The sequence below is a fragment of the Xanthomonas axonopodis genome (genome assembly GCF_001304695.1).
GTDB lineage: Bacteria > Pseudomonadota > Gammaproteobacteria > Xanthomonadales > Xanthomonadaceae > Xanthomonas > Xanthomonas axonopodis.
This window is the reverse complement of sequence record NZ_JFAQ01000168.1, coordinates 1-12,309: the sequence shown is the minus strand read 5'-3', so window position 1 is coordinate 12,309 and position 12,309 is coordinate 1. Positions and strand designations below refer to the sequence as shown.

The window sequence follows — 12,309 nt, the reverse complement described above, 5'->3', positions numbered from 1 at the left end:
CCCCCCCCCCCTACCAAAATGGAAGAACCGATGATCCTGCCTAGATCGCGCAAGACCGTCCTGTTGCCGAGCCTCCTGCTGCCGTGCCTGCTCAGTTCCTGCGGTGGCCAGGATGGCCCCGATGCGAGCGCCGCACAGACACCCTCGCCATCGCCGACCGCGATGGTGACGGTCAGCACACCCCGCTCCCTGGCGCCCAACACCACGCCTACCAGCACGACAACGTCGAGTACGAGCACCGATCCATCGTTCCGGCGCACCCTCTCGCCCGACCAGCCGATGTTCGTCATCCACGCCGACACCTGGAACGCGGCCGATCCGCAGAAGATCATCGATCTGATTCCTGCAGACCTGCGCCCCTACACGGTGCTGCTGATCTCGCTCTCGATCAGTCACAACGGCGCCACCAACAATCAGTGCAACTGGAATCAGGTGGAGAACGGAATCGAGACGGCCCGCTCGTGGATCAAGACCGCGGCAGCCAATGGCGTGTGGGCGATGGTCCAGCCTTCCAGCGGTGGCTTCAGCCACTTCCCCGGCTATCCCAACGGCACCGATCTCGAATCGACGGTCTACGGTGAATTCTTCCGCGACTACCCGAACTTCCTCGGCTTCAACTATGCCGAGCAGTTCTGGGGATTCGATCAACCCTGCTCGGTGTCGGCAGCGCAGCGCTGGGAGCATTGGGCCAATCTGCTCAAGCTGACCAACAAGTACGGCGGCTATCTGGCGGTAAGCTTCACTGGCGGCTTCTGGGGCGCAAACATCAACCCGCTGGCAATGGTCAAGCGTAACGATGCCTTGCGCACCTCGCTCACCAGCTATGCCAAGAACTTCATCATCGAAGAAAAGTTCACGATGAACTATGGCTACCACGACATCGAAAGTGTCAGCCTGGGCATGTTCCTGTCGGGATTCGCGGGCCATTACGGCATCCGTCCGGACAGCAGCGGCTGGTACGCCGCCGATGGTAGCGCCTATCCGATCCCGGCAGGCGCCCCGCATCTGATCGAGCACCTGACGCTAACCGGCGAAACCTACTTCGACGGCCCGGAACTGATCTGGACCGACAGCGTGCAAAGCCTGCCCAACGGCACCACCGCCGATGGCTACAACACGCGGCGCTGGCAGTTCTTCCCGCAGTTCAAGAACATCCACATGGATGTCTATCGCAAGGTCCTCGACGGCACCCTGCACATCCTCAATCGCCGGCAGGTGATCGATCGCACCAAGGTGGTGGTGGTCGACGATGTCACGACCGGTAACGACCGTACGGTGTACGCAACGCCGGAAACGCTGTTCTCCGGTCTCTACCTGATGGACGACGACGGCACCTATCTCAACCAGCACAGCTGGTATAAGAAGATCGGACGCTACCCCGCCATCCCGACCGTGTGGCAGTTGAACGACGACCTGGCCAAGTCCTTCCCCGTGCAGATCAAGCGCAGCGCATACGACAGCCGCTGGCCGTCCATCGCGGCCAAGACCCAAGAACTGAATGCCCTGTTCCCGCAGGAATCCACCGGCGACCTCTACGTGGGACGCCAGGACAACACCTGGGTCACCTACAACCCCTACAAGACCAACAAGACCGCCAGCGGTGCATTCAACCTCAAGTACAACAGTTGCGCCGCGCTCAACATGACCTACGGCCCCTACACGACGGGCGTGGTCAAGGAGTTCGCCAACTCGGTGTCGATCTACCTGACCAATTTCGATTCCGAAACCGGCCCGCTCAAGACCGACACCATCACCATCAGCGGCGCCAGCAGTACGCCGACCTATACCTTCACCGATCGCGGCGAGCACAAGCCCAGTAGCGTGACCGCCACCCCCAGCAACGGCGGTTTGACTCTGAACGTCGCCCACAACGGTCCGCTGGACATCACCATCCAGTGCTCCGGCGCGGCCACCGGGCGCGCAAGCGCCATGCCGGTCACGGCACTGCAGGCACCGGCCGCGCCGCCCGCCTACACGGGTGTGCGGCAATACGAAGCGGAGAACTTCGACTTCCTGCGCATCGGCAGCCTTGTCGCCAATGGCGTCTCGGGCACGGTGCACAACTTCCAGGGCCTGGGCTATGTCGACTTTGGCGGCAACCCCGGCGCGCGCCTGCGGACCACCGTCAACGTGCCGCAGGCGGGAACCTACACGCTGGCCACGCGCTATTCCGCACCGGGCGCAAGCGTCGGTACCGTGGACCTGTACGTCAACGGCGTGCGTGTCGGTACCCCGGCCTTCGCCCAGACCAGCTCGGCCAGCGAGTGGGCCAGCAGTCCACTGACGGCGCCCTTGAATGCCGGCGATAACGTGGTCGAGTACCGCGCCAGTGCAGGCAACCAGGCCAAGCTGTACCTAGATAATCTGGCCGTCTCGCAGTAAGCGATACCAGCGGCGGTGCCGGCAACAGGCCGGCCCGGCTGCTGCAGGGTTGGCAGTACAAAGGGCTGTCACTGCTGAAGTTACACTAGCCCCATGCAGATCGGCCCTTACTCCATCGCTCCCAAGGTGATCCTCGCGCCCATGGCGGGCGTCACCGACAAGCCGTTCCGGCTGCTGTGCAAGCGGCTGGGCGCGGGCCTGGCGGTGTCGGAAATGACCATTTCCGACCCGCGTTTCTGGGGCACGCGCAAATCGCTGTACCGCATGGACCATGCCGGCGAGCCGGACCCGATCAACGTGCAGATCGCCGGCACCGAGCCGCAGCAACTGGCCGAGGCGGCGCGCTACAACGTCGACCACGGTGCGCAATTGATCGACATCAACATGGGCTGCCCGGCCAAGAAAGTGTGCAATGCCTGGGCCGGCTCGGCACTGATGCGCGATGAAGACCTGGTGGCACGCATCCTCACCGCGGTGGTGCAGGCCGTGAAGGTGCCGGTGACGTTGAAGATCCGCACCGGCTGGGATTGCGACCACCGCAACGGCCCGACGATCGCGCGTATCGCGCAGGACTGCGGTATCGCCGCGCTCGCCGTACACGGGCGCACCCGCGACCAGCATTACACCGGCAGCGCCGAGTACGCGACGATTGCGCAGATCAAGGCCGCGCTGCAGATCCCGGTTGTGGCCAATGGCGATATCGACTCGCCGCAGAAAGCCGCCCAGGTGCTGCGCGACACCAGCGCCGATGCGGTGATGATCGGCCGCGCCGCGCAAGGCCGCCCGTGGATCTTCGGCGAAGTGGCGCATTTCCTGGCTACCGGCGAGGTACTGCCGCCGCCGTCGCTGGCATTCGTGCGCGACACCTTGCTCAGCCACCTGGAAGCGTTGCACGCGTTTTATGGCCAACCGCAAGGCGTGCGCATCGCACGCAAGCATCTGGGGTGGTACGCCAAGGACCACCCGCAAAGCGCCGACTTCCGGGCGGTGGTCAATCGCGCCGAAACCCCCGAAGCGCAGTTGGCCCTGACGCGCGATTACTTCGATGCCTTGATCGCCGGCGTGCCGCCCGCACTATCGGACGCTGCCTGAGGTTTTCTGTCCTGCTGGAGCCGCACGCATGAGCGCACCGAGCGACACCCCGACCTATCTGCACGGCTTTTCCGCCACCGAACAGGCGCGTCTGCTCAAACAGGCGCGCTTGCTGGAAACCACGCTGTTCAACCAGATCGACTACAGCGGCGCGCGGCGCCTGCTGGAAGTGGGCAGCGGCGTCGGCGCGCAGACCGAAATCCTGCTGCGCCGTTTTCCCGAGCTGCATGTCACCGGCGTGGATTTGAGCGAAGCGCAACTGGGCGCGGCACGCGCAAATCTCGAACGGCTGGCATGGTGCCGCGCGCGTTACACCCTGCAACAGGCCGATGCCAGCGACCTGCCGTTCGAAGCGCGCCAGTTCGATGCGGCGTTTCTGTGCTGGGTGCTCGAACACGTGCCTTCGCCTGCGCGCGTGCTCAACGAAGTGCGGCGCGTGCTGCTGCCTGGCTCGCCGGTGTACGTGACCGAGGTGATGAATGCCTCGTTCCTGCTGCATCCGTATTCGCCCAACCTGTGGCGCTACTGGATGGCATTCAACGATTTCCAGCACGACCAGGGCGGCGACCCATTCGTCGGTGCCAAGCTCGGCAACCTGCTGCTGGCCGGGGGCTTTCGCGATGTACAGACGCAGATCAAGACGCTGCACCTGGACAACCGCGAACCGGGCCGGCGCAAGACCATGATCGGGTTCTGGGAAGAAGTGCTGCTCTCGGCGGCTGACCAATTACTGCAGGCCGGCGCGGTCGAGGCCGCCACCGTGGAGGGCATGCACCGTGAGCTGGCGCAGGTGCACAGCGATCCGGACGCCGTGTTTTTCTATTCGTTCGTGCAGGCGCGCGCCACGGTTTATTGAGTTGCCGATGCGGGCGCGGCGACCGGAGTGCCGACATGTTCCAGGTCGCCGGTGAGCACGGTGCTGCGGGGCTCGTGCCAGATGCGATGCCACATCTGCGCCAGCACCGCGCCAATCTGATCGCGGGCCACCGGCGCACGGTACGCCGCCTGTACCTGCCGCGGCACGATCGGCTGCCACGTTCCGTTGTCGCGATGGGCTACCACGAAGTTGAAGTTGTAGTCCGGCTCCAGGCCCATGCGCAGGTCGCTGAGCATCAGGTCATCGTCGACCAGGCGGGCGCGCATGAAACCGCGATTGAACCAGGTCAGCCGGCGCACCGAATCGAACCTGGCCACTTCGCCCAAGGCCTGCGTGTTGCTGGAAAACCCGCGAAAGTGCATCGGACCGGTGTCGGCCACCAGCGAACGCTCGCCGATAACATAGCCGTTGGGCGTCATCGCCACCACGCGCCATAGCAAGGTGTTGAGCGGCATCGGTACCGAAAACCGCGGCGCATCGGCCAGGCCCATCGCCGCCAGCGCGCGGTCGGCCTGGCGGTCCACCAGTTGCTTGGCAATCAACGACCAACCCAAATACGCGGTGCTCGCCACCAACCCGATCACCAGCGCGCGCTGCGCAAGCGGGCGCGCACGCGCAAACCAGGCCACCGCACAGGCGAGCAACAGCCACAACGTATAGGCCGGGTCGATGATGAACACGCTCGACCACATCGTCGGATGCGGCTGCAACGGCCACCACAGCTGGGTGCCGTAGACGGTGAACGCATCCAGCAGCGGGTGCGTGATCAAGGCCAGCTGGATCGCCCAGAACCAGCGCGTGGGTGCGCCGGCCACGCGTCCGTTGCCGTAGCGGCGGAACAGCCACCAGATCAACCAGCCCACCAGCGGCAGCACGAACAACGAATGGCTGACGCTGCGGTGCACGGTCATCTGGGTGACCGGGTCGTCGGTCAGCGGTAGCAATGCCAGCGCGTCGAGGTCGGGCAAGGTGCCCAGTGCCGCGCCGGCCAACAAGGCGGCACGCCGCTGTCCGGGCGGCGCGATGGCGGCAGCGATGGCGCCTCCAAGAACGATATGGGTCAATGAATCCATCAGCCGATGCTAGCAGGCCGCACATGCACGGATCCGGATGTTTGACGCGGCGTGCGGCCGGCCGGCGCCGCTGCGTCGCCGGGCAGTGAATCGTCACCGCAACGCCCAGGTCCATACGTCCGGCCGGGGGAACCGGCGTCGGCTTAACCCCAAAGCGATCCATTCAGGCGCACAATGCAACCGACACACGGGGCGTGTATCATCCGCACCCATCTTTTCATCCGAATCAAGGGATATAAGTCTGATGTCCAGCTACCTGTTCACCTCCGAATCGGTCTCCGAAGGCCATCCGGACAAGATCGCCGACCAGATCTCCGACGCAGTGCTGGACGCCATCCTGGCCCAGGACAAGCGCGCCCGCGTGGCGTGCGAGACGATGGTCAAGACCGGCGTTGCGATCGTGGCCGGCGAAGTGACCACCAGTGCCTGGATCGATCTGGAAGCGCTGACCCGCAAGGTCATCCTGGACATCGGCTACAACAGCTCCGACGTTGGCTTCGACGGCGAGACCTGTGGCGTGCTCAACCTGATCGGCAAGCAGTCGCTGGACATCAACCAGGGCGTGGATCGCAAGAACCCCGAGCAGCAGGGTGCCGGCGACCAGGGCCTGATGTTCGGCTATGCCACTAACGAAACCGACAGCTTCATGCCGGCGGCGATCCACCTCTCGCACCGCCTGGTCGAGCAGCAGGCCAAGATCCGCAAGAAGAAGAACTCGCCGCTGTCGTGGCTGCGTCCGGACGCCAAGTCGCAGGTCACCCTGCGCTATGAAGATGGCGTGGCGACGGCGATCGACGCGGTGGTGCTGTCGACCCAGCACGACCCAGGCGTGAAGCAGAAAGACCTGATCGAAGCGGTGCGCGAGGAAATCCTCAAGCCGGTGCTGCCGGCCAAGTGGCTGCACAAGGGCACCAAGTTCCACATCAATCCGACCGGCAAGTTCGTGATCGGCGGCCCGGTGGGCGACTGCGGCCTGACCGGTCGCAAGATCATCGTCGACACCTACGGCGGCTGGGCGCGTCACGGTGGCGGCGCGTTCTCCGGCAAGGATCCGTCCAAGGTCGACCGTTCGGCTGCCTATGCCGCGCGTTATGTCGCCAAGAACGTGGTGGCTGCGGGCCTGGCCGACCGTTGCGAAGTGCAGGTCTCCTACGCCATCGGCGTGGCCGAGCCGACCTCGATTTCGGTCACCACCTTCGGCACCGGCAAGATCGCCGACGAGCAGATCGAAAAGCTGATCCGCAAGCATTTCGACCTGCGTCCGTTCGGCATCATCCAGATGCTCGACCTGATCCACCCGATGTATCAGCAGACCGCGTCTTACGGCCACTTCGGCCGTAAGCCGAAGGACTTCACCTACACCGACGGCACCGGCGCGCAGCACAGCGCGACCTCGTTCTCGTGGGAGAAGACCGACCGCGCCGACGCCCTGCAGGCCGCCGCCAAGCTGAAATAATCACCCCGCTCCTGCGGAAGCGAGGCAGATGCGTCATGACTGGGCCGCTGAAGCGGCCCAGTTGCGTTTTGTGAGTTGTCGGCGGGAGGCGCTCGACCCTGGTGAAGTTGTTTCGATTGCAGTGGCCTGGTGCAGCAATCTGGCGCTGCACGGCGAGAGCGACCGTGTTGTTGCCATCATAGGCAGCGCGCATGCCGGCGAGGAGATAGAGCCCCTCTCCCCACGGGAGAGGGGTTTGGGGGTGAGGGTACGGGACGAAGCCACTCACCTGCCGAATAGCACGTGGCTGCGCACGTACCCTTATCCGCCCCTACGGGGCACCTTCTCCCGCCTGCGGGAGAAGGGACAACGACGCCAACCAGTGCTCAAGCCCATCTCCCCGCGGGAGAGGGGTTGGGGTGAGGGTACGGGGCGAAGCCACATGCCACCGCAGGACAGCTGTCGCGAACCTGTTGCTACCGATCGAGCTGTAACTGCTGTTCCAGCGCCTTGGAAAATTCAGGCAATGGGCAGGCCATCCGTTGCGCCGGAGCGCACAGACCCAATGCCACCTCCTGCTGCAACGGCGGGTGGGCCAGATCCAGCGGCGCCAGGGTGCGCAGTTGATCCAGCGATTGCGCCAGGTAGTGGGCGCGCACTACACGCTCGCCGCTGGGTTCGCGCCACAAACCAAGCAACAACGCGCCGCCCGGTGGCGGGTCGTCGGCGCCGTAGCCGAGCAGATGGAAATGCACATCCAGCAGGCCGCTCAAGGCGGAGATGTGGGTGTCGCTGCCGACGAACACCGAGACTTTCGGCGCCTGCGCGTCACCGAAACGTTGCAGGACCTCGCGCGCCAGCGGCGCACCGGAACGCGAGGCCATGTAGTGCGGCCGTGCGTAGATGTCGAACAGCAATGCGTGCAAGCGTGAGACCTGGGCCAGGCGCTCGGGCGTCGCACGGCCCCAGCCGACCTGCGAAAGCGGCAGGCCTTCTGCGTATTGCAGCAGCAACACCTCGCCGGTGCCGGAGGTCAGATCGATTGGCCCACCTAACTTAAGCCCGCGCCCGTTGGCCGACGGCGCCAGCTTGGACGGCATCTGCGCGAATTCGCAGGGCGTCCGCGTGCAGCCCAGAATCTGCTGCAGTGCCTGCAGCTCGGCGGCGTGGCCTTGCAGCAACGCGGCAGGGCCACCGGTCTGTTGCTGGATCGATGCGACCGCGGCAGCCGCATCGAACGGCACCGTGCCGGCTTCGATCGGTCGAAACAGCGGATCGTTGCTGCCAGCCTCCCGATGCCCGGCGACGATGCCGCAGCCGGGGGCGAGCGCGTCGGCCAGCAGGGCGCCACTATCGATGGTGCGTTGATCGGTATTGGCCCACACCGACACACTGCCGGTTGCCGGGCAACCGTTGCTCGGCAACAAGGCCTGCTGCACCAGCCACTGACGCAGATACTCGCCACTCAAGCGCACGCCTTGCCGCCCATGCGGGGTCAGCAGGCTGGCAGGCGTGGACCACTGCGGCCAGGGTTGGTCGGCATAGTGCGCGGCAGCGGCCTCGCCTTGCAGCGGTGCGCGTACGCCATGCCGGAACACCACCACTACGCGCTCCAGTTGCGCGGTCTTTGTCGACGCCGGCGCACCGCTGCCCACCTGTTTGCCAGCGGTGCCGGTCGCTTGATCGCCACCGTGCGTTGTGGATGCGCGCGCCATGGACACGCTCGGGGTCGAAGCAGTGCAGCCGCTCAACGCCAACGCAGCCGCCAACACCAGCCACAGCGCGCTGCCGGTTGTCACCGGCGTGCAACGGGGCGTGCCAGACCTCGGCGCAGTGCCGATGCACTGCCTGCGCCTTGCCTGCCGCATAGGTGCCGCGATCCCCATCGCAGCACCTATGCGCGCGACAACGCGGGCGGCCCATTGCTGCTCCCCACCGCTGGCCGACAACGCGCGTTGCCATGTCCGCTGCCCCGTTCCATCGCAAGCGCGTGCACGGCCTGCACTGTGTTGCGTGTTCGTCATGGCATTTGCCTCTTGCTGCGCGCCTGGCCGGTCGCATGCGAATTGTGCGTGATCAGAACACATATTTGGCGGTCAACAGGCTGGTCATGCCGGAATCAACGATGTCGGAAATCGCATCGGTGTCATGGCCCACGTGCGCCCAGTAGCTGTGCTGTTTGGTGAGGTTGGCAACCGACAGATCCACGCGCAGGTGATCGTTCGGTGCATAGCCCAGGTGCAGGTCCACGCGGGTGATCGGCTTGATCCACAGGTTGTCCCAATGCGCGCCCTGGTTGAGATAGTCGTACACCGACACGTATTCGCCGGAGTAGTGATAGCTCAGGTTGACCGACCACGGCCCCTTTTCGTAGAACAGTTCCGCATTGGCGAGCAAGTTCGGTGCATTCTGGATACGTTCGCGTGCGAAGCCTTCTTCTCCCAGGTCCACGCGCGTGGTCTGGCGGGTGATGTTGGCACCGATGCCGAAGCCGTCCAGCGGTGCGGGTAGCCCCTGAAAGGTTTGCCGCACGGCCGCTTCCAGGCCCAGCACGCGGCCGTCGCCGCCGTTTTGCGGACGCACGAAACGGAGATTGCCATTTTCGCTTTCGCCGGCATTGGCGGCGCTGGAACCACTCTCGTAGATGTAATCGGTGAGGCGCTTGTAATAGCCGGCCAGCATGGCGTGGCCGCCGCTGTCGTTCTGCCATTCGCCCGACAGGTCCAAGTTGAGCGACTTGATCGGTTTCAGATCCGGGTTGCCTTCGGTGATGGTGGTCTGGCCATCGCTGGAGATGTCGGTCGAGCGGCCGCCGCCCAGTTGCACGAATGCCGGGCGCGTGTAGCTGGTCCACACCGAGCCGCGATACACCGCGCCATCGCCATCGGGCCGGTAATTGACGAACACGCTGGGCAAGGCGACGTTGTAGCGCGTGTGATTATTGGCGAATGCGCCGACCTGCTCGGCACCGTCGATGGCGGCCGGCTGCGCCCAGAACGTGTTGGTGATGGTGGTATGTTCGAAGCGCACGCCCGGCAGGATTTCCCAGTTGCCGGTGCGCAAGGTGGCCATTGCATAGGCAGCGCTCACCGCTTCGGTCGCGCGTATGGTGTTGCAGTTGAGGTTGTTGATCGCCAACTGGCCGCAGCTGTCGAAACTGGCGGGGGTGAGCGTGCGCGCGATCAGGTCGTTGAGCGCTGCGTTGCTCAGGCGCACGGTGGGAAACGCGTATTGGCCCGGATAGACCGCATCGTAGCGCTGTGCGATCAGGCCGGTATCGCGCAACAAGGTGCCATCGGTGTACTTGGCATTGGTCCAGTCGCGATCGGTGAAGCTGCGCGAGCTGTCGACATACTTCACGCCAAAGGCAATGCGGCTGAGCAGCCCCGCATCGAAGTCATATGCCACATCGAACTTGCCGCCGCCCTTGTCCTGGCCGCTGTATTGCTTGGAAATCTGCCCGGTGCGCCGCGCATACAGGCTGCCCACGTCCGAGGCCTGCGCCTGCATCGCCGGGGTAAGCAATGGAATCGGGAAACCGTCGCCGTTGTAGCTGATGAAACGGTTGGCGCCATAGGCAAAGTTGGTCGACCTGTACTGGTCGTTGCGCGCGGAGATTTCCACGTGATCCGGGCGGTCGTTATTGCCGGTGCCGTAGAAGATGTTCGGCGCGAATGTCCAGTGGCCGAGCTGGTTTTCTGCGCCGAACTGCACGGTGGCAAGGTCGGCCTGCTCGGGGTTGGTTTCGTACCAGTAACGCACTGCCACGCGATTGATCTGCGGCTGATACACGCCGCTGCTGCCGATCTGGGTGAAGCTGACATTGGCCGGCACGAACTGCATGTAGCCGGTGTTCTGCTCGGTCTTGGCGAAGGCGTAGGTCATGCGTGCATACAGATGCAAACTGGGATCCACGCGCCAATCGAAGGCCGCGTTGCCGCCGTAGCGGCGTGTGTCGCCCTGCGAATAACCGATATTCACGCCGGTGCTCTGCAAGACCTCTTGCGGGTCGGCGCCGGCAGCCAGGTTGCCGCTGGCATCGGCACGCGCGAATTTCCACGCGCCATCAGTTGCGTGCAGCCGAGGCAGAGGCCACTTCGCTGTTCACGAAATGGCGCTCGTCGTAATATGCACTGACCGACACGCCGAACTGCCCGGCATCGCCGAAACGCGCATGCCAATCGCCGGCTGCGCCACTGCCCAGCCCGGAATCGCCGTAGTCGCGTGCACGGCTTTCCAGGCGTCCGCTCAAGGTCACGCTGCCGCCCTGGCGATCGGGCGATCGGGCGAATCGAATGCGCTGGGCGTGCGGTAATCGATGGTGCCGCCAATCGCATCGCCGTCCATGTCGGCGGTGGAGGTCTTGTTCAACACGATGGTCTGCAAGCCCGAGGGCGGCAGCAGGCTCAATTGCACGCCACGGCTGTACGGCATGCCTTGCGCGACATTGATGCCGTTGATCAGGTTGACGTTGTATTCGGCATTGAGACCGCGCACCGATGAAAACATACCCTCGCCGCGCGCGGCGCCGTCGATGCCGCCGAAATACGACTGCCCGGTGTTGATCACGTTGACGCCCGGCATCAGGCCCAGCGCTTCGGCGACGTTGTGCACGGCGGTGGTCTTGAGATCGTCGGCTGACAACACGTTGACGGTGTTGGTGGCGGCCATCTGCATGTCGGTCGCGTTATAGCGCGTGGCCGCGACAGTGACCTTGTCCAGCATGGCCATGTCGCCCTGCGCGGGCGTGGTGGCCTGCGTGGCCTGGGCCGCGGCATGACCGCATAAAGCGCACAACGACAAGCACAACGCCTGCGACAAACGCGAAGGACGCAATAACGAACGACGAACGACGAACGATCATGATGAAATCCGATGAATGCAGCAGCGCGCTATGGACACGCGCCACGACTGCGCCGCCGTAAATGTGGGGAAGCAAGGCAGCCAGCAGCGGCGGAACTGCATCACACCTGCAGGCAGGCGCCGCGCATGGTGGCGATGCGGTATTTCAGTTCGGTGACAAAGCTTGCCGCCACTGAAAAATGCATGCAATCAGTGCGGAATTCGGCACAATCGCCGATGTCTGGAAGCCCATATCGCCGCCTGCGCGCGCATACCCGCGTGCTGCGAGGAATGCGTATCTGTAATGACCCACTGAAACTCTGCTCAGGTGTTAGCTTTCAGAGGAGACATCGATGAGTGCAGTGATGGACGAAGAACAGATCAAGCGCTGGACGGCCCGGGGCAAGTCGGCGCTGGTGCTGGAGATCATCCAGGGGAAGACGACGGTGGCGTTGGCCAGCCGGCAGTTCGACCTGACGCCCAATGAAATCGAAGGCTGGGTCGAGGAAGGTAAGCGCGGCCTGGAGAACGCGCTGCGGGCCAAGCCCGAAGACGGCGGCTTGCATTGCCGGGTGCGCGCGTTTGATCGAACGCCAGAAATCCACCAA

At 64.3% G+C, this 12,309-nt stretch carries 8 protein-coding genes and 2 pseudogenes; 6 read left to right on the top strand and 4 right to left on the bottom strand.

All coding sequences use genetic code 11. The annotated features are described in order from the left end of the window. A partial coding sequence (locus tag XAXN_RS23255) for a hypothetical protein (RefSeq protein WP_245149959.1) occupies positions 1 to 290 on the bottom strand: 290 nt, incomplete at its 3' end. On the opposite strand from XAXN_RS23255, the gene XAXN_RS15135 reads away from it, so the two are divergent. The 3 genes from XAXN_RS15135 to XAXN_RS15125 all read left to right on the top strand — a co-directional run bounded on the left by XAXN_RS15135 (position 280) and on the right by XAXN_RS15125 (position 4,330). Then, positions 280 to 2,382 (top strand): glycoside hydrolase family 98 domain-containing protein, encoded by a 2,103-nt coding sequence (locus tag XAXN_RS15135; protein WP_245149958.1) that lies wholly within the window; start codon positions 280 to 282, stop codon positions 2,380 to 2,382. The two genes, XAXN_RS23255 and XAXN_RS15135, sit on opposite strands and share 11 nt — an antisense overlap. 93 nt (positions 2,383 to 2,475) lie before the next feature. Continuing rightward, positions 2,476 to 3,474 carry a tRNA dihydrouridine synthase DusB gene (gene dusB / locus XAXN_RS15130; protein WP_054320155.1) on the top strand — a complete coding sequence of 333 codons (999 nt, stop codon included), beginning with the start codon at positions 2,476 to 2,478 and terminating at the stop codon, positions 3,472 to 3,474. A 28-nt stretch (positions 3,475 to 3,502) separates the two neighbouring features. Further along, a complete protein-coding gene (locus XAXN_RS15125; protein WP_054320154.1) occupies positions 3,503 to 4,330 on the top strand; it encodes a class I SAM-dependent methyltransferase in 828 nt (275 codons plus the stop codon). Here XAXN_RS15125 and XAXN_RS15120 read toward each other — a convergent pair. Beyond that, the gene (locus XAXN_RS15120; protein WP_054320153.1) at positions 4,324 to 5,424 is read right to left on the bottom strand and encodes a metal-dependent hydrolase; all 1,101 of its coding nucleotides are present in this window, start codon (positions 5,422 to 5,424) and stop codon (positions 4,324 to 4,326) included. The two genes, XAXN_RS15125 and XAXN_RS15120, sit on opposite strands and share 7 nt — an antisense overlap. 244 nt (positions 5,425 to 5,668) lie before the next feature. On the opposite strand from XAXN_RS15120, the gene metK reads away from it, so the two are divergent. Further along, the gene (gene metK / locus XAXN_RS15115) at positions 5,669 to 6,880 is read left to right on the top strand and encodes a methionine adenosyltransferase (RefSeq protein WP_054320152.1); all 1,212 of its coding nucleotides are present in this window, start codon (positions 5,669 to 5,671) and stop codon (positions 6,878 to 6,880) included. Between the two features lie 455 nt (positions 6,881 to 7,335). Here the strand turns inward: metK and XAXN_RS15110 are convergent, their stop codons facing one another. Further along, complete coding sequence (locus XAXN_RS15110) at positions 7,336 to 8,946, bottom strand: histidine-type phosphatase (RefSeq protein ID WP_054320151.1); 1,611 nt, start codon at positions 8,944 to 8,946, stop codon at positions 7,336 to 7,338. Further along, positions 8,936 to 11,695: pseudogene (locus XAXN_RS15105) on the bottom strand (TonB-dependent receptor). The gene XAXN_RS15110 and the pseudogene XAXN_RS15105 overlap by 11 nt, the downstream one beginning before the upstream one ends. A 39-nt stretch (positions 11,696 to 11,734) precedes the next feature. Between XAXN_RS15105 and XAXN_RS23250 the strand changes: the two are divergent. After that, positions 11,735 to 12,017 (top strand): annotated as a pseudogene (locus XAXN_RS23250) (hypothetical protein). A gap of 37 nt (positions 12,018 to 12,054) precedes the next feature. Beyond that, positions 12,055 to 12,309, top strand: a 255-nt coding sequence (locus XAXN_RS15100) for a DUF1153 domain-containing protein (protein WP_134984895.1), incomplete at its 3' end; no start/stop codon positions are given.

Coding starts and splice junctions, on each gene's coding strand:
- XAXN_RS15135 (WP_245149958.1), top strand. CDS start 280: ATGTTCGTCATCCACGCCGACACCTGGAACGCGGCCGATCCGCAGAAG.
- dusB (WP_054320155.1), top strand. CDS start 2,476: ATGCAGATCGGCCCTTACTCCATCGCTCCCAAGGTGATCCTCGCGCCC.
- XAXN_RS15125 (WP_054320154.1), top strand. CDS start 3,503: ATGAGCGCACCGAGCGACACCCCGACCTATCTGCACGGCTTTTCCGCC.
- XAXN_RS15120 (WP_054320153.1), bottom strand. CDS start 5,424: ATGGATTCATTGACCCATATCGTTCTTGGAGGCGCCATCGCTGCCGCC.
- metK (WP_054320152.1), top strand. CDS start 5,669: ATGTCCAGCTACCTGTTCACCTCCGAATCGGTCTCCGAAGGCCATCCG.
- XAXN_RS15110 (WP_054320151.1), bottom strand. CDS start 8,946: ATGTGTTCTGATCACGCACAATTCGCATGCGACCGGCCAGGCGCGCAG.